This window comes from Pantoea sp. UYEF8 (assembly GCF_040546285.1).
In the GTDB taxonomy this organism is placed as follows: Bacteria; Pseudomonadota; Gammaproteobacteria; order Enterobacterales; family Enterobacteriaceae; genus Pantoea; species Pantoea brenneri.
In genome coordinates, this window is the sequence record NZ_JBEPNM010000022.1 from 1 (window position 1) to 18294 (window position 18294).

13 protein-coding genes are annotated in these 18294 nt (G+C 54.1%); 8 read left to right on the forward strand and 5 right to left on the reverse strand.

Annotation, left to right across the window (positions count from 1 at the left end):
- Positions 1-653: 653 nt before the first annotated feature.
- On the reverse strand, positions 654-1019 hold the full coding sequence (locus tag ABIB18_RS22495; protein ID WP_031376942.1) for a winged helix-turn-helix transcriptional regulator: 366 nt from the start codon (positions 1017-1019) through the stop codon (positions 654-656).
- Positions 1020-1128: 109 nt separating this feature from the next.
- Between ABIB18_RS22495 and ABIB18_RS22500 the strand changes: the two genes are divergently transcribed.
- The 4 genes from ABIB18_RS22500 to ABIB18_RS22515 all read left to right on the forward strand — a co-directional run bounded on the left by ABIB18_RS22500 (position 1129) and on the right by ABIB18_RS22515 (position 6091).
- Complete coding sequence (locus ABIB18_RS22500; RefSeq protein ID WP_031376943.1) at positions 1129-1863, forward strand: SDR family NAD(P)-dependent oxidoreductase; 735 nt, start codon at positions 1129-1131, stop codon at positions 1861-1863.
- 70 nt (positions 1864-1933) lie between these two features.
- Positions 1934-2536 (forward strand): NADPH-dependent F420 reductase, encoded by a 603-nt coding sequence (locus tag ABIB18_RS22505; protein ID WP_354475800.1) that lies wholly within the window; start codon positions 1934-1936, stop codon positions 2534-2536.
- Positions 2537-3683: 1147 nt separating this feature from the next.
- Positions 3684-4775: a mechanosensitive ion channel family protein gene (locus ABIB18_RS22510; protein WP_089562521.1), complete on the forward strand. Its 1092-nt coding sequence runs from the start codon at positions 3684-3686 to the stop codon at positions 4773-4775.
- Positions 4776-5035: 260 nt separating this feature from the next.
- Positions 5036-6091 (forward strand): alpha/beta hydrolase family protein, encoded by a 1056-nt coding sequence (locus tag ABIB18_RS22515; RefSeq protein ID WP_031376946.1) that lies wholly within the window; start codon positions 5036-5038, stop codon positions 6089-6091.
- Here ABIB18_RS22515 and ABIB18_RS22520 read toward each other — a convergent pair.
- From ABIB18_RS22520 to ABIB18_RS22530, 3 genes are all read right to left on the reverse strand, one after another.
- On the reverse strand, positions 6033-7112 hold the full coding sequence (locus ABIB18_RS22520) for a helix-turn-helix domain-containing protein (RefSeq protein WP_354475802.1): 1080 nt from the start codon (positions 7110-7112) through the stop codon (positions 6033-6035). The two genes, ABIB18_RS22515 and ABIB18_RS22520, sit on opposite strands and share 59 nt — an antisense overlap.
- Positions 7113-7346: 234 nt before the next feature.
- Complete coding sequence (locus ABIB18_RS22525) at positions 7347-8192, reverse strand: MBL fold metallo-hydrolase (protein ID WP_354475804.1); 846 nt, start codon at positions 8190-8192, stop codon at positions 7347-7349.
- A gap of 340 nt (positions 8193-8532) precedes the next feature.
- Entirely contained in the window at positions 8533-9075 is a 543-nt protein-coding gene (locus ABIB18_RS22530; protein ID WP_354475806.1) for a sugar ABC transporter, read from the reverse strand.
- Positions 9076-9237: 162 nt separating this feature from the next.
- On the opposite strand from ABIB18_RS22530, the gene ABIB18_RS22535 reads away from it, so the two are divergent.
- From ABIB18_RS22535 to ABIB18_RS22550, 4 genes are all read left to right on the forward strand, one after another.
- Entirely contained in the window at positions 9238-10128 is an 891-nt protein-coding gene (locus ABIB18_RS22535) for a LysR substrate-binding domain-containing protein (RefSeq protein ID WP_069729574.1), read from the forward strand.
- Between the two features lie 101 nt (positions 10129-10229).
- The gene (locus ABIB18_RS22540; protein WP_031376950.1) at positions 10230-10838 is read left to right on the forward strand and encodes a glutathione S-transferase; all 609 of its coding nucleotides are present in this window, start codon (positions 10230-10232) and stop codon (positions 10836-10838) included.
- Positions 10839-11409: 571 nt separating this feature from the next.
- The gene (locus tag ABIB18_RS22545) at positions 11410-12612 is read left to right on the forward strand and encodes an MFS transporter (RefSeq protein WP_180217314.1); all 1203 of its coding nucleotides are present in this window, start codon (positions 11410-11412) and stop codon (positions 12610-12612) included.
- A gap of 115 nt (positions 12613-12727) precedes the next feature.
- The gene (locus ABIB18_RS22550; RefSeq protein WP_354475809.1) at positions 12728-17332 is read left to right on the forward strand and encodes an ATP-dependent helicase; all 4605 of its coding nucleotides are present in this window, start codon (positions 12728-12730) and stop codon (positions 17330-17332) included.
- Here the strand turns inward: ABIB18_RS22550 and ABIB18_RS22555 are convergent.
- Positions 17316-18230: a LysR substrate-binding domain-containing protein gene (locus tag ABIB18_RS22555; protein ID WP_354475811.1), complete on the reverse strand. Its 915-nt coding sequence runs from the start codon at positions 18228-18230 to the stop codon at positions 17316-17318. The genes ABIB18_RS22550 and ABIB18_RS22555 overlap by 17 nt on opposite strands.
- Positions 18231-18294 lie beyond the last annotated feature (64 nt).

Sequence of the window (18294 nt, forward strand, 5' to 3'; positions counted from 1 at the left end):
AGCTGAACAGGAGGGACAGCTGATAGAAACAGAAGCCACTGGAGCACCTCAAAAACACCATCATACACTAAATCAGTAAGTTGGCAGCATCACCCACTAAACGATGAGAAAAAAGCTAACACGACAGCAACACAATTGATTTTTTTGTTCATTATCAGTTAACTGAACCAGGGTTTTTCGGCTGAAAATCTTTCAGTCTTATTTTTTTTCAGATATTAACAGGCCAGAAACCCCCATTAAAATCTAAAAAGAAGCCACCTGGAGGATCATCTCAGGAAGAGAAATGAAAGCGATTACACCGGTGGCTTCAAGCGGCGATTGCCGCCTGTGATGCGAAATCTAACCCTGAATGCGTAGGCTAAAATTGATCTTAATCATTTTTGTTAAGCATAAATATGAATGCGATTACACTCACATTTCAATCCATTGTTTCGCAACGAAAAATATTATGCAAAAAGTGCTATAAGAACGTTCGGATTAATCATTCATCCGGCAATAAAAGCTGTGAAACTGACCGGGAACGTGCCCACCTTTTAGCTCATCCGATTACCCGCACAAATAACAGACTGAGTGCTGCCATTCCGGCTATCGGGCAGGATAAATTGAGGCAGTTATCATGCATAACTGCCCTGTTCCTCTTCCCTGTAATGCCTCTATTTGCTTTCGCGACTGGCAAAGATGTTTGCCATTTGCTCAGCATTTTTCGTACCCCAGTTGCAAAGCGGGATAATGGCATCGGACAGGCTGCTGCCAAGCGGGGTCAGTGAATAATCCACACGCGGTGGCACCTCCTTATAATCAGTTCGCAACAGCACCTGATCGGCTTCAAGATCTTTCAACTGCTGAATAAGAACCTTATCACTCACCTCCGGAATCAGACGCTTTAGCTCTCCATAGCGCTTAGAACCGTCTCGCAGAAAAAAAAGAATCAGTGGTTTCCACTTACCCGATATCACGCGCAGCGTCGCGTTGAGACCACAACCGGTACCGCAAATTTCACTTTCAGATGGGATTGTCATTAGATACTTACCAAAAGGTGCATACTTGACGTTAAGTTAGCAGACGAACAGACTGGCCTGCAAGCGAGCAGATTCCTGCTTTCGTTTAACTCACCAAAAGGTAAACGACATGACCAGACTGAATGGAAAGACTGCGGTAATTACCGGTGGCGCGACCGGGATAGGCCTTGCGGCAGCAAAACGGTTCATAGAAGAAGGCGCTTTCGTCTTCATTTTTGGTCGCAGACAGGAAGAACTTGATGCTGCAGTAGCCGCTCTCGGACCTGATGCCCGCGCAGTGAAAGGATCGGTTTCTCAGCCGGCTGACCTCGATCGACTCTACGCTGCAGTTAAAGCTGAACGGGGCACGCTCGATATCGTTTTCGCCAATGCCGGAACGGGAAGCCCTCTCCCGCTAGGTCAGATCACAGCGAAGCACATCGACGAAACTTTCGACACCAACGTCAAGGGCACCATCTTTACGGTCCAGCAGGCGTTGCCGTTAATGGCTGCGGGTGGCTCGATTATCCTGACTGGCTCCAGTGCCGGCACAACAGGTGCACCCGGATTTACGGCCTACAGTGCAAGTAAGGCGGCCGTGCGCAACCTCGCCAGGAGCTGGGCGGCAGACCTGAAAGGCAGCGGAATTCGGGTGAACGTGCTATCACCCGGTGCCACTGCGACTGAACTGGCGAAGGAAGCACTGGGTGAGGAAGGCCAGCAAGCCTACGGTGCGATGACACCGCTGCAGCGCATGGCGGAACCAGAGGAAATTGGGGCGGTGGCCGCATTTCTTGCTTCTGGCGACAGTAGCTTTATGACCGCCAGTGAGGTCGCCGTTGATGGTGGGCTGGCTCAGCTCTGAACAGGCCAGCCGACCGAAAACGCCTATCGGTTTCCAGAATACCGCCGTCATTTGAATACAGAGGCACGATATGAACTATGCAATTATTGGTTTTGGCAGTGCAGGAAAGGCACTTGCCGCGGCGTTTGCCCGAAAAGGCATCGACGTTTCCGTTGCCACCACCCGTGACCCGGAGAGTTTTGCATCCGAGGCGGCCCTGATTGGACCCGGGATCAGGCCAGAAAAATTAGTGGATGCCGTCAACGCCGACATCATCTTTTTAGCTGTCCGCTATCAGTCACACCCCGAGGTGGCGAAAATTCTGCCGTCCTGGCAGGGAAAAACGATTGTCGATGTGACGAATGCTTACGGAGTGCCCCCCGAGGAACTGGATGGTGAACCCTCTGCACGCGTTGTGGCACGCGCCTTCACTGGCAGTAAAGTGGTTAAGGGCTTCAATCATTTGATCGCTTCTGTGCTGGCTGAGGACCCGGCTGTTAATGGCGGCCGCAGGGTGGTGTTTCTCGCCAGCGATCATGACAGTGCGCTTGACGAAGTGAGCACACTGGCCGAAACACTGGGTTTCGCACCAATCGTGCTGGGTAGCCTGTCGGAAGGCGGAATGCTGGTGCAGGCTGAGGGGAAAAAATGGGGTGAACTGATATTTAAGGATTTAGTGAAGTTCAGCAAATAATATTTAATCCAAGGCTTAATGCCATTTTGATTTAATATCAGCCCAGCAAAACTGGATATCTGCTCCAGCGAAATGCTTAACAGCATGATGACTCTTGTTATAGTAAAAAAGCTGCGCCCCGCCCACCGTTCTACTGACTGTGTGGCAGCATTAACTGTGCGCGTCGGGGCGCAAACGCATACAGAAAAATAAAGGTAATAAGTTTTGCATTTACAGAATGAAGCGGCGCCAAATAAAGGGTAAGGCTTTCTGGTTAGACTGCTGAATATTTTCATTCAGCTTTATCGCGCAAGCCTGTTCATTTTCACTCCCCGTTTTAGCGTTCTACCGAGACGGCGATTCTCTGCCTGATATCAGGCGTGCATTATCGTCTGGAAAAAATGCGCAGATGCTGTTCAGCGCGCCGGCTAAGTGTGGGCGGGTAGCGGCGGTATGACTCAGTGAACTGACCGAAACGCATAAAATACTCTGCCAGCCCTGGACCGGATCATCTCGCCGAAACGGCAGCGTTCGCTTAACCCGACGAGCCAAACGGTATCAATGTCGTCTCACGGGTTCCGACCACGCGTGCGCATCTTATGATGATGGCGGGATTAACATTGGTCTCTCACCTGCCGTTATCAGCGGGAATAATTCCTCTGTGCCTCTTCCGGTTGCGATAGCCTGCATTAGCCCATCACATTCATCACGCCAGCCGGTTTGCAGAGGCGCTGCTGCGGAACCGCTTCCGGAGATCAGCTCAGCTCTAATCAACTCAGCTCAGCTCAGCGGCGGGGAGCGGCACGGCTGATCACCCAGACAACTGCGTTTCAGCATAACCACGCCGGCCGCAACCATTTTCGGTTAACCCGGCCACTATAGTTCATACTAAATGCTGTGCATGTCGTCGCGCTGCGACGGGCACACAGCGTGGACGCCCGGCTATCTGGCCGGGCAGCAAACGACATAACGATGCCGATGTGGGCATTGATATTGATAAATTTCGGGATTTCAGGAGATTTCATGTGTTACGTCAGTTGATAAATTGAATAACGGGTAAGCCGGGGTGTTACGTGATTTACCTGCTGATAACCGTGAAAACAACGGTTACTGAATTTTTAAATTTATCTGACAACCCTAGGTTGTTGACTGAATATAAGGGAAAATAATGCCGTTGATATTCGATGAGTTATCTGGCCTCCCGTCATGGGTGCCTGTTGTATTACTCTTCTCTCTCTCGTTTGTATTGGGTTTTCTCGCACGCCTTATCCTCCTCAGGTTTATTCGCTACTGGCAGAGTCGTGACCGAAAGCTCTTCAAGTCACTTGAAAAGCACCTTCGTGGATCGATGTTTCTTTTTATTCCCCTACTGCTGATCAATGTAGGGATAAATTACATTAACATTCATCCGGACCTGCTGGTATTTATCACCAATACAGTAAACGTCTTTATAATATTATCATTTTGTTCAGTGTTAATCCGGTTGACCAACGTAGCGCAGGATATGCTTTATATCCGCTACGACATTAATATTTCGAATAATCTTCGTGCGCGCAAAATTCGCACGCAGATCATTTATGTGAAGAAAGTCGTGATCGTCATACTGGTGTTATTCTGCCTCTCTCTGATTCTGCTCAGTTTCCCTGGCGTCCGGAAATTTGGCACCACTATCCTCGCCGGTGCTGGCGTAGCCGGTATTATCATCGGCTTTGCCCTGCAGAAGTCGCTGGTCAATCTGTTTGCCGGTATTCAGATCGCTTTTACGCAGCCGATCAAAATTGACGATGCGGTGGTGGTAGAAAAAGAATGGGGCTGGATAGAAGAGATCAACCTGACATATGTGGTAGTGCGAATCTGGGATTTGCGCCGGCTGGTGTTGCCGATCACCTATTTTACAGAAAATCCATTCCAGAACTGGACGCGCAATAATGCCCAGATTTTAGGCTCAGTTTTTCTCTACGTTGATTATTCGATGCCTCTGGAACCGCTGCGACAGCATTTTGATAAGGTGCTGAATGAAACCAAGCTTTGGGATCGGGAAACTAAGGTGCTTCAGGTGACCGATACCACCGAGAAAACCATGACCATCAGGATGCTGATGACCGCTCAGAACTCGCCGATAGCCTTTGATTTACGCTGTTACGTGCGGGAAAAGATGATTGAATTTATTCAGCAAAATTACCCGCAGAGTCTGCCTCACGTCAGGGCCTCCCTGACCGATACCGCTCCTGAGAAACGGAGTGAGTTGCAGGCGTTTTAGATAAAAGTGGAAGGTACAGCGAGCTGCTTAAGCGTCAGGGCCGCTGTACGTCCACTTCTTACTGATAGCCGACGCTGCATAAGCTCTCCTTTAATCCGCGAGTCATTCACGCTGGTAGTGATATCCAGGCATCCGGATGTCAGAAATCAGTCTGGAAGAGGCTTAAAAAGCTAAATTCAGGACCTTAATCATGTTCCAGGACGCCAGAATGACCAGTCCGATCTATACCTGCTGCTCAATTAATCGCTACAGGACTGTTTATGTTGTGCATCCGCGTTTTTTGTTTATTGACAGTTTTTCTCTACGGCTTGCAGGCTCAGGCCTATCCAGGTTTTCGCCAGCTAAGGTTATCCGACTCGACGCCGGAAGCTTTAAATGTGACGGTGTGGTATCCCGCGGCTTCTGAGGGAAATACAGCAGATAAAGGAAGTAATCCCGCTTTCGTTGGCGTTACGGTGATCCCCAATGCGCCGCCATTGGCTGGGGCTCACCCGCTGCTGGTTATCTCACACGGATACAACGGAAACTGGCGCAATCTGTCATGGATTGCCGCGGCGATGGCAGCAGAGGGATATATTGTTGCCGCTCCGGATCATCCAGGCACAACTACCTTTGATCAGAACCCGGTAAAGGCTAAAAAGCTGTGGCAACGTCCGCACGATTTGTCCCAGGTTATTGATTTCGTCACTCGCTCCCCTGCGCTTTTCGGCGTAACGGACAAGGACCGAATTGCTGCTTTAGGGCACTCTCTTGGCGGATGGACAGTCATGTCGCTCGCAGGTGCGCGATTTGACCCTTACCGGTTTATCCAGGATTGTCAAAACCATCCCCAACGGGGCGACTGTCGGTTGACAGAAAAGCTGGGTATTAATGAAGCATCTTCGCGGGAAAAAATGACGGCAAATAACAAGGATGGCCGGGTCCGGACTATCGTTGCTCTGGATTCTGGCTTAGCACCGGGTTTTACGTCTCAAAGTCTGAATGCGATTCACATACCCGTCATGATATTAGCCGCCCAGGCGGACAAACTGGCAGATTTGCCTGCAGCCGGGGAGTCGGGATATCTGGCTGCCAACATCAATCCGGACTGGAGGCACTATGAAATAGTCGAGGGCGCCACGCATTTCAGTTTCATGCAGCGTTGTAAACCCGGCGCTGAAAACCTGTTACACAAAGAATCACCGGGTGATGAGATTGTTTGCCAGGATGGCGCCAATGCAAATAGATCGGACATTCATCAAAATCTGGTTCGTAAGATCAGTGCATTCCTGAATGCTGCTCTTGATTATTCTCCACCTGCTGTCGGAACAAGGTAGGCGATGCGCCAGTGACCCGCAGGAATTCACGATTAAAATTTGATTTAGTGGTGAATCCAGACTCCAGCATGATCTCCGTCACGGGCAAAAGGGTGCTTAACAGCAACACCTTTGCCCGTTCAATTCTGAAGCCGTTGATCCACTGCGAGACATTACACTGACTCACAGAATTGACCGCGCCGGAAAGTTGTCGTGCTGGTAAACCTGTTTTTCGTGCCAGAAGCGTTAGCGTAAGATCAGGATTAAGATAAATTTGGCTTTCATAAACGTATTTTTCGAGTCTGTTATAAATCTCCGAAAACGCGTTCGCAGGCGTCACTGCATTAATGGGGATCGCTTCTTCCCTGCTATTATTCCCGGGTGTCGTTGTTCTTCCCGCACTGATAATAGCTGCGGCAATCAGAGGGAGCAGTGTCATCTGGAAAAAAACAATGATACCCGGTGCCTGTTCTCCAGCGGCGATGCTGAAGTCAATTGCAATCGCGAGATCGGTTAAGGCAGATATCCAAAGAAAGCTGCCTGCGAAAAAAGCCATCCTGACGATATGTGTTGTTTCAGTCAGTCGGCTCAGCGTGAATGTTGACTCCCCCCGCCATGCAATACGGAAGAGCTCACATCCATACCCCGCAAATATGATAAACAGGATAACATCCGTCGCAACGGGCCAATAAAACCTGAGCAATAAGGCCGTTGCTGGAGGCAATAAAAACATCAGCCAGCGATGCTGCTTATTCGTTTCCGTCATTGAGATGAAACAATGCCATGCCAGAGGAGGCAGCAGTATTGCCAGCACTGATTGAATATTCCTGAGCATGGCTGATTCGTACTGCCAGCGCAGCATGCTGAAACAAATAAGCGCTATGCAGGCGAAAAGGAAACGCAGAGTGCCGCCGTGGCGTTTTTTTTCAGAGAAGAGCGCTGTCACAATCAAAATCAGCAGCGCCACCAGCGTAATAACAGGAAAGGGAACAGAAAACATAGCCTCAGTACCCGAATAAAAGTTTATAAGCAATATTTGCATACATGCCGGTAACCTGTCGCCTTAAAAGTCATACCAACAAATTTTATCATCGGGGGTTTATCTCTGATGGCTTCTTGCAACGCCAGCACGTCCTCTCTGCCTGCCGATTCCGTTGCTGATAGCCGTCACATCCTCGTGAGTCACTGATCCTGTGCTGCCTGCAATCTGCCCCACTTTTAATTAACAGGACGGGGTAAGAACGGCTTCCGAAAGGCGTTCACCAGACGCGGTTGCTCATTCATTCTGCTGGTAGACAATACGGTATCCCTGACCCGCTTCAGACACGCGGGCAAATCCCTGCCGGTCTAAGTGCATTCCTGCAATCAGCAATTTTTCTCTTGCCGCTTGTGAGAGAATTTTTTTCCGCGTCTCTTCAGCCTGACGAGGGTCACAGTCAAAAACAACTGAGACTTCCGGGCGTGCTGCCTGGATAGGGGGGAAATGGACGATGTCTCCCCAGATCAATAAGCTTTTTTCAGCTGAAGTGATGCGAAATCCGGTATGCCCTGGCGTATGTCCTGGCAACCAGACCGGAGCGATGCCCTCAGCGATCTCATCCTGGTTAATCAGGCGTATCTTGCCGGCATACGCGCTTAGCGCCCGTCGGGCCAGCTTAAAATTACGCTGTCCGCGCTCATTTGCTCGTTTGAAGTTTTCTTCATCCTGCCAGTATTCCGCTTCAAGAAAATGAAGATGAAGTTCGGCATGTTTAAACATGGGCTGCTCTGCTGCATCCAATAATCCGCCAATATGGTCAGGGTGGCCGTGCGTCAGTAATACGCTATTCACCTCATCCGGGCTGACACCGGTTGCAGCAAGATGACATGCAAGCTGTCCGCCCACATTGTTCAGACTACCAGCACCAGCATCGACCAGCAGGGTTTGTCCCCTGCCCTGAATAAGATAGCCATTGATATGAATATTACCGGGCTGAGTGATACTGGCATTGTGTTGAATATCCGCCGCTTCTGCTATATCAATGCCTGACAGTAAATCCAGGCTGGCTGACATCACGCCATCACTGAGAGCGGTAACCAGATAATCCCCAATCTGACGCTTTGGAAAAGCAGGATAGTTCATAATTTCCTCTGATTAATTTCCGGCAGTATTTGGGGTGTCGCAGAGCCAGAACAATCAACACGCGCGGTGAATCCTGCGGCTCCTGAACGGCCTGTTGCCGTTTGTGCATAAAATCCTGTATCGCGTCTGGCGTGCGGAATGTTGTCATATGACAAAGGCGTTCGGCATAAATTGGATGTCTGCATCCGGGTACTATTTTGAAATAAATGATATCGACGCTTGCCGGCTTTGCGCCGGGAGTGCGGATACAGCGAGCACGGCAGACAGGCGTTATGTCGCTTAGGCCACCGCAACTGTCTACCTGCTCCAGCTAAATATACAAACTCAGGTCAGACATATTTTATGCATGTTCTTCGTTATTTGCTCCATGCGGCGGGGTCAGTTGAGACGTCAGCGGCGCATAACGGTATGCTCCGGTCACATCTGCTATCTGCGCAGCAGCTTCACGCGTCATCACATAGGCAATGCACTTCGCCGGCATTCTGTCTAACCCTGATGCCACCATCGTGAGTGCATGGCATCCCAGCCTCTCAACAAAACGTAATGGCTGGGTACTGAGCAACAGGATTTCATCTCTGGAAACAGCGGGCGCGATCCCTTCACACTCATAGAGGTTACGATGCCAGTCTGTGATGTGCTTCTGCCAGCGTGAAAAGTTGCCCCCTCCTTTCAGTAAATACTCTTCACTGGTTATCACCTGCGCATCTTTCACCGTATGAATGGCGAGATACATCGGGCAGTCCTGGCTCAGAGCCTGAAAGCGCTGGGAGCTGCTAAAGCCGTTAACAGAAATCAACGCTGGCAGTTTTTCCAGACTGTAAAACGCATTCCATTCTTTCTCACTTTCAGGATCGGTATAGCTGCACGCCACAAGGTAGAACATCGCCTCACCTCTGCATGAAATAAAGCAGTACTTTACCGCCCTGCTTAGTGACTTTAACTCATGGTATATGCTGTTATTCCAGTTATAAAACGATATTAACGCACCCGTTAGTGAGTTTTTGTCACTAACCAATCGTCTTACTTTTCGTATAAGGCAATTTTAATGCGCAGAAAAATCCCCAGCAGCGCTTCACTTCAGGCGTTTGAGGCTGCGGCCCGGCACGGTAATTTTGCCCGTGCCGCAGAGGAGTTGTCACTGACAGAAGGCGCCATCAGCCGACAGATTGCTCGCCTGGAGTCTCTGCTCAACTGCAGACTGTTTGACCGTACTAAAGCCCGGGTAAAGCTTAATCCGGTCGGGGCACGCTATGCTCATCACGTAAGGGAAATGCTCGAACGGCTTGAACGGGATACACAGTTCGTTATGGGAATGCCTGAAGGCAGCAGAAGTCTGGAAATAGCCGTCCTGCCCACCTTTTGCAGCCGGTGGCTTATCCCCCGCCTCCGCGGTTTCCAATCTTTATACCCGGACATCACCGTGAATATCGCGGCCAGAACCGATCCCTTTATTATGACCGGCAGCGGTTTTGATGCGGCAATACATTTTGAACACCCTGCATGGGCGGGTATGTGCACCCACGCTCTGTTTAAGGAGAAACTGGTGCCGGTGTGCCATCCCGATCTATTAACCGATCAGAATGTGGTCGAACAATTAAACAGGCTGCCTCGTATTCACAGGCGGCAGAATCCTGATGCCTGGCTTCATTACGCTGAACAAAGTGGCATAGTCCTGGATAATCCGGCGCAGGGCGTAAGGTATGACCTTCATGAAATGGCTCTGGCTGCCGTGTTGGCGGGCCAGGGCGTAGCCATGATTCCGCGTATCTACGTCGAAAAGGAACTGGAAAGAGGAACACTGGTGGCACCCTGGCCGGACTCAGAGCAGTTGAGCAAGACATTTTGTCTGGTCAAACCGCTGGAAACAGGAATAAATGAATCTGCCCTGCAGGATTTTGAGCGCTGGTTGCAGGCTGAATCGTTGCTGGTGAGATGAAACGTTAAAACAGGCCGGCCACTTTTTAACGGAAGATGTCCCGTTGCCTGTCGCCGAACAGTTAATTGATTTTGTTAATCAACAGAATATGAGGTAGAGCCATGATCCTGATCGGAATGCTGGATTCACCCTATGTCAGACGGGTTGCTATTTACATGAAAGTATTGGGTATTCAATTTGAACATCGACCGCTTTCGGTATTCAGCGATTTTGATGCCTTAGCGAAAATTAACCCAACCGTTAAAGTCCCAACGCTTATCACAGATGATAATCAGGTGCTGATCGACTCAACACTGATCATTAATTACCTTGAGAAATATTCCGCTCATACGCCTGTACCCACATCAGCGTCCGAGGCGGAAGAACAACGCGATCTGCGTCTTACCGGATTCGCCCTGGCTGCCTGCGAAAAAGCGGTGCAGATTGTCTACGAACAGCGTGTCAGGCCGGAAGAAAAACAACATCAGCCATGGGTGAATCGGATCACTCAACAACTTCATGGTGCCTGGCAAACGCTGGATAACGGGCTGCGGGAAAGTCATCCTGATATGTTGTCCGTGGCCGGTATCAGTATCGCAGTCGCCTGGAGTTTTACAGATGTGATGCTGCCGGATACGGTGAGCCGTGCGCGGTATCCTGAAGCGGCCAGATTTACATCACTGGCCGAACAGCAAACCGAATTTTTAACCACGCCGATGAAACAGACCTGAAAGGTCCGCAGGATATGATAGCCGGGCTGCACAACGATGGTATTCATTACCGGGCTGGATTGTTGTAATCGATGACAATCTCTTTCCGCCGCCAGCTTAGCGTCAGGGCGGCTCAATCCTGGCTGCCGCTGAGTCCGGCTATCATTCTATTTTTATCGCACACTAATCGGTGGCATAGATGGCGGCCTGAACAGGCAGGCGCTGGCTCGGCTTCGAGCTTCTTTCCATAAACAGCGTCGGGTATCTGTCGATACGGCCTGTTCACCTCTGTTTCTGCTGTCTGCTGTCTCCTTTTCATTCACTGTAATCAGTGACTCTATTCTCCGCGAATCCGTAACGGAGTTATCCGTACAAACCGGCTGACGATCATGCCTTTATGGGTGTAGCACTATAAAATGACTATCTTTCAATAAGTTAATTATAAAACGACCTCTCCGAACCGGGTTCTCCACCCGGTTTAATCCCCTCCTGCTAACTGCACCGCAGGAAAGGTTAAAGCAAAGATATTGCATTAAGGCCGCACTGCCCGTATACCTGATTAAAGCTAATCCTTTGCATTAAGGTATCGATCATGACAGCCATCCAGCCCGCTTTGACACCTCAGTCTGCTGTGCGTCTGACGCTTTTCAGCTTCACTGGCGCGGTACTGATTTCAGCCACCAGCAGTGCCCCGACGCCGCTTTATCCGCTCTACCGCACGCTGTTTCATCTGAGCCCATCGCTGCTCACCGTGATATTTGGGGTCTACGCTTTCGCGTTACTGGCCGCGCTGCTGACGGTGGGGAAAATTTCTGACTATACCGGCCGCCGGCCACTGATGTTGCTGGCTCTGGCGCTCAATAGCGTGGCGCTGATGATTTTTATCTACGCTGATTCTGCCGCGGTTTTAATCGGCGCCCGGATGGTTCAGGGCTTTGCGACCGGTATCGCTTTACCAACCTTTGGAGCCACCCTGATCGATGCCAATAAACATCGTGGTCCGTTGCTCAACTCAGTCACCGCGTTTCTGGGAATGACGCTGGGAACGCTGGCAGGCAGCATCCTGGTCACTTACGCTCCCTTCCCTACCGTCACGCTTTATGCGCTGTTGTTGCTAACGATGCTGGTGATGATGGCGCTGTTACCGCTGATATCCGAAACCATTTCACCACAGCCGGGCGTGCTGGCTGCACTCCGGCCGCAGGTGATGATCCCGCGTCGGGCGCTGGGGCCGTTGTTGAAAGTCGCGCCGGTGAACATTGCGACCTGGATGCTGGGCGGATTCTATCTCTCATTAATGCCGACGCTGGTGATCAGCGCTACCGGCCTGACTTCACCTTTTGTTGGCGGCAGCGTGGTGACGACCCTGATGCTGAGCGCGACCGCCGCGGTGTTTATCTTCCGGTCGTTAGCACCGGCGCGAGCGCTGTTAATCGGTACGCTGATGCTGATAGCTGGCGTCAGTGTCACGCTGACTGGCGTTGGTTTGCATAGCGTCGCCTTGCTCTATCTCGGTACTGTTATTGCGGGACAGGGATTTGGCTCAATCTTTTCAAATGTGCTGAAGATCATTATGCAACTGGCGGAAAGCCATGAGCGTGCCGGGTTGTTCTCTGCCTTTTTAATCAAAAGCTATCTCGCCTTTGCCGTGCCGGCGATTCTGGCAGGCATCGCCGCGCCACACATTGGTCTGACCCAGACCGTATTTCTTTATGGCATGACGATAGTGATGCTGGCGCTGGTGTCGCTGCTGGCGGTGCGATCCGGTTCATTTGCCAGCACAGCACAATCCTGAGGAGTGGGCTGAATGACGTGCCGTCCGTCGGCACGTCATTCACAAACGGCGATTATCATTTACACTCAACGGGTTGATTCACTGAGCGCTGTCGAGGCGTAACGCCATAAATACCATGCCTGAATCCGGTCCTGATAATGCTTTAGCGCTGTTTTCACCCGCCACGCGGCGCTGGTTTTCCACCGCCTTCGACGCACCTACGCCGGTGCAGCAGTCGGCATGGCAGGCTATTGCCAGCGGTCAGCACTGTCTGGTGATTGCGCCAACCGGCTCAGGGAAAACTCTGGCGGCCTTCCTGACCGCAATCGACTCTCTGTTCCATTTACGCACCGGGCAGCCTGCGCCTGACCGCCAGACCACCACCCGCATTTTGTACATATCGCCGGTAAAAGCGCTGGCGGCCGATGTGCAGCGCAACCTCAATGTCCCGCTGGCCGGCGTGGTTGCCGAACGTCAGCAACGCGGCGAGCCAGAGATAAGGTTGCAGGTCGGGATGCGATCCGGTGACACGCCCAGCGCGGAGCGGGCAAAACTGCTGCGACGGCCACCGGATATTCTGATTACGACCCCGGAATCGCTGTTTTTGATGCTGACCTCAAAAGCCCGCGATACATTGCAGGGCGTCACCACGGTAATCGTTGATGAAGTGCATGCGGTGGCGGGATCAAAGCGCGGTTCTCAACTGGCGCTCAGCCTTGAGCGGCTTGATGCATTACTGCCGCAGCCCGCTCAGCGCATTGGCCTGTCCGCCACGGTACGCCCGGTCGAACGGGTGGCGGCATTCCTTGGCGGCTGTCAGCCGACTCAGGTGGTGAATCCCGCCGCTGGCCGCACCTTGCATCTCAGCATTGAAGTGCCGGTGACCGACATGACTGATATCGCCAGCGATCCGAAACCTCATAGCGGGACGGGCCAGGCCAGCGGATCTATCTGGCCCCATATTGAAACCCGCATTCTGCAGCTGGTAATGGCGCACCGTGCCACGCTGGTGTTTGCTAACTCACGCGGGCTGGCAGAAAAACTGACCGCGCGACTGAATGAACGCTACGCAGCGGCGCAGTCAGCGGAAAAACAACCGCATCCGGCGCAGCAATATGACTCTTTTGCCGGCGGCAGCCAGAATCGCAGCGACAGCGCGTCCGCGGTTATTGCGCGATCCCACCACGGTTCGGTATCGAAAGAACAGCGCAGCGAAATTGAGTCGGCGCTGAAACAGGGTGAACTGCGCTGTGTGGTGGCGACGTCGAGCCTTGAACTCGGCATTGATATGGGGCCGGTCGATTTGGTGATTCAGGTCGGCGCGCCGTTATCAGTGGCCAGCGCGCTGCAACGGGTAGGCCGGGCCGGACATCAGGTTGGCAGAGCCTCGACCGGTATCCTGTTTCCCCGCACCCGCCGCGATCTGCTTGACGCCGCCGTGACGGTACAGTCGATGCAGAACGGTCAGCTTGACGCCCTTTCGCCGCCGCGTAACCCGCTGGACATTCTGGCGCAGCAGACGCTGGCAGCGGTCTCTATGGATCCGTTGCAGGCGGATGAATGGTTTGAACGGGTGCGGCGTGCCGATCCGTTCCGCACTCTGTCACGCCGCGTGTTCGACGCTACGCTGGATATGCTGGCCGGCAAGTTTCCGTCGGATGATTTCACTCATCTGCGTCCCCGCCTGGTCTGGGATCGCCAAAGCGGCCTGCTAACGGCGCGGCCCGGCACTCAACATCTGGCCGTCACCAGCGGCGGCACCATTCCCGATCGCGGCATGTTCAGCGTTATTCTGCCGGAGGGCGAAGAGCAGTCAGGTTCGCGCCGGGTCGGCGAGCTGGATGAAGAGATGGTTTACGAATCGCGGGTGAATGACATCATTACCCTCGGCGCAACGTCATGGCGGATCCAGCAGATAACCCACGATCAGGTGGTGGTGGTGCCAGCGCCAGGCCGATCCGCACGTCTGCCGTTCTGGCGCGGCGAAGGTATTGGCCGTGCCGCCGATGCGGGTGCCAGCCTGGCGGTTTTTTTACGCCAGCTTGATAGCGCCGCGCCCGACGAGGCACAACGTTATCTGCGCTCACTCGGGCTGGATGACAATGCGGTCAACAATTTGCTGGCGTTACTGGCGGAACAGCGCGCCGCCACCGGCGTTCTTCCCAGCGATCGCACCCTGGTGATTGAGCGCTGCCGTGATGAAAGCGGTGACTGGCGGGTGATCCTGCATTCCCCCTGGGGGCAGCGTATCCATGCGCCCTGGGCGCTGGCGATTGCGGCACGCATTCAGCAGCGCCTCGGCATTGATGCGTCCGTGGTCGCCAGCGACGACGGCATCATTGCCCGCTTTCCCGACAGCGAAGGTCGGGTGCCAGGCGTGGAACTGTTTGTGTTTGATGCCGATAACCTGACGCAGCGCGTTTCTGACACCATCGGCGGATCAGCGCTGTTTGCCGCCCGCTTTCGTGAATGCGCTTCCCGGGCGTTGCTGCTGCCGAGGCGCAATCCGGGTAAACGATCCCCGCTCTGGCAGCAGCGTTTACGGGCTGGTCAGCTGCTGGAAGTGGCTCGCCAGTATCAGGATTTCCCGATCCTGATTGAGACCGCACGCGAGTGTCTGCAGGACGTGTACGACTTGCCCGCCCTGCACCGTCTGATGAATCAGATACAGCAGGGAAGCGTGCAGTTTGTCGAGGTCACGACTGACGTCCCCTCACCGTTCGCGGCGCCGCTGCTGTTTGGCTATATTGCAGAATTTATCTATGCCAGCGATGCGCCGCAGGCAGAACGCCACGCTTCTTTACTGGCGCTCGACAGTAACCTGCTGGGCGAACTGTTGGGTCAGACCGATAAAGGTGATTTGCTGGCTCCGGCCGTTGTCGGGCAGGTAGAACAGGAGTTACAGCGCCTGGAGCCACGCTATCAGGCCCAGCATGCCGAAGGCATCGTCGATCTGCTACGTGAACTCGGCCCGCTGTCGCAAGCTGAAATTGAGGCGCGTTTCAGCGGCGATCGGCAACAGGCCATGGCGGCATTACGGCAGTTTGCGGCGGCACAGCGGGTAATCCCGGTCACCCTTGCCGGTGAGGTGCGCTGGGCGGTGGTTGAAGATGCCGCCCGTCTGCGTGATGCCCTTGCTACCGTCATTCCTGACAACCTGCCAGCCACCTTTTTACAACCGTTGCCCGATCCGCTGCGCGATTTAATCACCCGTTATGCCCGCACCCACGCCCTGTTCAGCGCGCAGCAACTTGCCGATCGCTATGGTGCAGGCGTCGCGGTGATCAACAGCGCACTGCTGCCTTTACGCGAGCAAGGCAAACTGCTGCACATCGGCAGCGAAAGCGGCCAGAATGGCGGCGTCTGGGTCTCAGCCGACATTTTTAAACGGCTTCGGCTACGTTCACTGCAAACAGCACGCGAGGCGACCCGCCCGGTCCCTCCCGCCGCCTGGGTGACGTTGCTGCTGGAGCGGCACGGTGTACTCAACCCGGCAGCCGTTTTTACCCGTGAACCCTCGCCGGTCGCGCACGCCGTTTACCACGATATCGACGGACTGGCGCGGGTGATTGAGCAACTGGCGGGAGTGGCGCTGCCGGCATCGCTGTGGGAGTCGCAGATCCTGCGTGCCCGCATTCGCCATTACCAACCGGCGATGCTCGATGAGTTGCTCGCCAGCGGCGATGTGATCTGGTGCGGTCATAAGGCGCTGGGTAACAACGATGGTCTGGTCTCGCTGCATCTGAGTGAGTTTGCTGCTGAAACCTTGCCACCCTCCGATTCAGCACAACCGCTGACAGCATTACAGCAGGCGATCCTTGAGGCGCTCAGTCACGGCGGCGCGTGGTTCGCCCACGAGATTATGGCAAAACTCGACGGGCCACAGACGCCGCCGTCCGCAGAGGTTTATGCCGCGCTGTGGCAACTGGTGTGGCAGGGTGCGATCACCACCGACAGCTGGATAGCATTGCGCGGGCTGCTGGGATCGCCGGGCGCGACACGTTCACGGCCGACGCGTACGCTGCGGACCCGTCACGGCCAGCGCTTCACCCCATCCGCGCTGCCGGGCCGGGGTCCTGGGGTCAACACCATTGCCGGCCGCTGGTCACGTCTCGCCCGTGGGGAAATTTCGCCGACCCGACAGGCCCTCGCGCTGGCGGAAAATATGCTCGACCGCTATGGCGTCATCACCCGTGGCAGCGCGATTTCAGAACAGATCCCAGGCGGTTTTCCCGCGTTACAGCCGGTATTACGCGGTATGGAGGATGCCGGACGGATTATGCGAGGGCGCTTTATTACCGGCGCTGGCGGGACGCAGTTCGCTGACGCCGTGACCATTGAGCGACTGCGTGAACTGGCACAGCAACCGGCGGAAACCACCGCAGCCGTGGCGCTGGCGGCCATGGACCCGGCGAATCCGTTTGGCGCGACGCTCGGCTGGCCGGTTCATTCGAGCGGAGTACGTCCGGTGCGACGTCTGGGCGCGCGGGTGGTGATTGCCGCTGGCAAGCTGGCTCTGTATCTGCCGCAGGGCGGAAAAGATCTGCTGCTTTTCACCGATGACGATGCGCAGCAGCATGCCGCGATCGCCGCACTGGCGGTGGCGCTGAAACGTGAAAAATCGCTGAGCTTTACGCTGGAAACGGTCAACGGTCAGCCGGTGTCGCAATCACCGTTACTCAGCGTGCTGCGCCATGCTGGCTTTTCCCGGGTGCCGCAGGGATTTAGCTGGTACGGCTGAGGTTGTCCTCGCGAATAAAATCGATGAAAGCCTGTAACGGTGCCGGAATTAAGCGGCGGTCGTGATAATAAAGCCACGGCCCGGAGAAGCTGAGCCACCACGGCTGCAACAACGGTTCCAGTTTGCCGCTCTCAAAAGCGGGTCGCAGCCACTCTTCAAACAGATAAACGATGCCGCTACCGGCAATCGCCGCCTCAACAGCCAGATCGACTGCGCCACCGACACTCACCACCAGCGGCCCGCTGACCTGTACGCTCAGGTTGGTGCCATCCCGGCTGAATTCCCAGTCCGGCATCACGCCGCTGGCGTAACGGCCGCGCAGACAACGATGATGGATCAAATCGCGCGGATGGGTCGGACAACCCTTTTCAGCCAGATAATCGGCAGAGGCGGCTGCCGCAAACCGCTGAACCCGTGGACCAATCGGCAGCGCCACCACATCCTGCTCCAGCCGTTCATCGTAGCGAATACCGGCATCACAGCCATCGCGGAATACATCCTGAACGTTACTTTCCGCGACAATCTCCAGCTGAATATCGGGATAGCGCCGCAGAAACGCCGGTATCAGCGCCGGCAATACCAGCCGGGTGGCGCTGACCGGTACGTTCAGCCGCAGCGTCCCGCCGGGTGTATTGCGATAAAGATTAATCGCATCCAGCGCGGCATTGACTTCATTCATCGCCGGTAACAGGCGTTCCATCAGCGCCCTGCCCGCTTCCGTTAACACCACCGTGCGCGTGGTGCGATGAAACAGCCGGATACCGAGCTGCTGCTCTGCCCGGCGCACAGCTTCGCTCAGGCGTGAGGCGTTGCTGCCGCTCACGCGAGCCGCCTCGCGGAACCCGCCAGCTTTCGCCACCGCCACTACCGCTTCCAGTAACGCAATATCCACCGCCATTGTGCAGCACTCCGTACAGTCTGTCCCGATTTCACCGGATAGTTGCACAGTGCGATCACCGTTA

Coding starts and splice junctions, on each gene's coding strand:
- ABIB18_RS22510 (WP_089562521.1), top strand. CDS start 3,684: ATGCCGTTGATATTCGATGAGTTATCTGGCCTCCCGTCATGGGTGCCT.
- ABIB18_RS22500 (WP_031376943.1), top strand. CDS start 1,129: ATGACCAGACTGAATGGAAAGACTGCGGTAATTACCGGTGGCGCGACC.
- ABIB18_RS22530 (WP_354475806.1), bottom strand. CDS start 9,075: ATGTTCTACCTTGTGGCGTGCAGCTATACCGATCCTGAAAGTGAGAAA.
- ABIB18_RS22545 (WP_180217314.1), top strand. CDS start 11,410: ATGACAGCCATCCAGCCCGCTTTGACACCTCAGTCTGCTGTGCGTCTG.
- ABIB18_RS22540 (WP_031376950.1), top strand. CDS start 10,230: ATGATCCTGATCGGAATGCTGGATTCACCCTATGTCAGACGGGTTGCT.
- ABIB18_RS22505 (WP_354475800.1), top strand. CDS start 1,934: ATGAACTATGCAATTATTGGTTTTGGCAGTGCAGGAAAGGCACTTGCC.
- ABIB18_RS22535 (WP_069729574.1), top strand. CDS start 9,238: ATGCGCAGAAAAATCCCCAGCAGCGCTTCACTTCAGGCGTTTGAGGCT.
- ABIB18_RS22525 (WP_354475804.1), bottom strand. CDS start 8,192: ATGAACTATCCTGCTTTTCCAAAGCGTCAGATTGGGGATTATCTGGTT.
- ABIB18_RS22555 (WP_354475811.1), bottom strand. CDS start 18,230: ATGGCGGTGGATATTGCGTTACTGGAAGCGGTAGTGGCGGTGGCGAAA.
- ABIB18_RS22495 (WP_031376942.1), bottom strand. CDS start 1,019: ATGACAATCCCATCTGAAAGTGAAATTTGCGGTACCGGTTGTGGTCTC.
- ABIB18_RS22550 (WP_354475809.1), top strand. CDS start 12,728: ATGCCTGAATCCGGTCCTGATAATGCTTTAGCGCTGTTTTCACCCGCC.
- ABIB18_RS22515 (WP_031376946.1), top strand. CDS start 5,036: ATGTTGTGCATCCGCGTTTTTTGTTTATTGACAGTTTTTCTCTACGGC.
- ABIB18_RS22520 (WP_354475802.1), bottom strand. CDS start 7,112: ATGCAAATATTGCTTATAAACTTTTATTCGGGTACTGAGGCTATGTTT.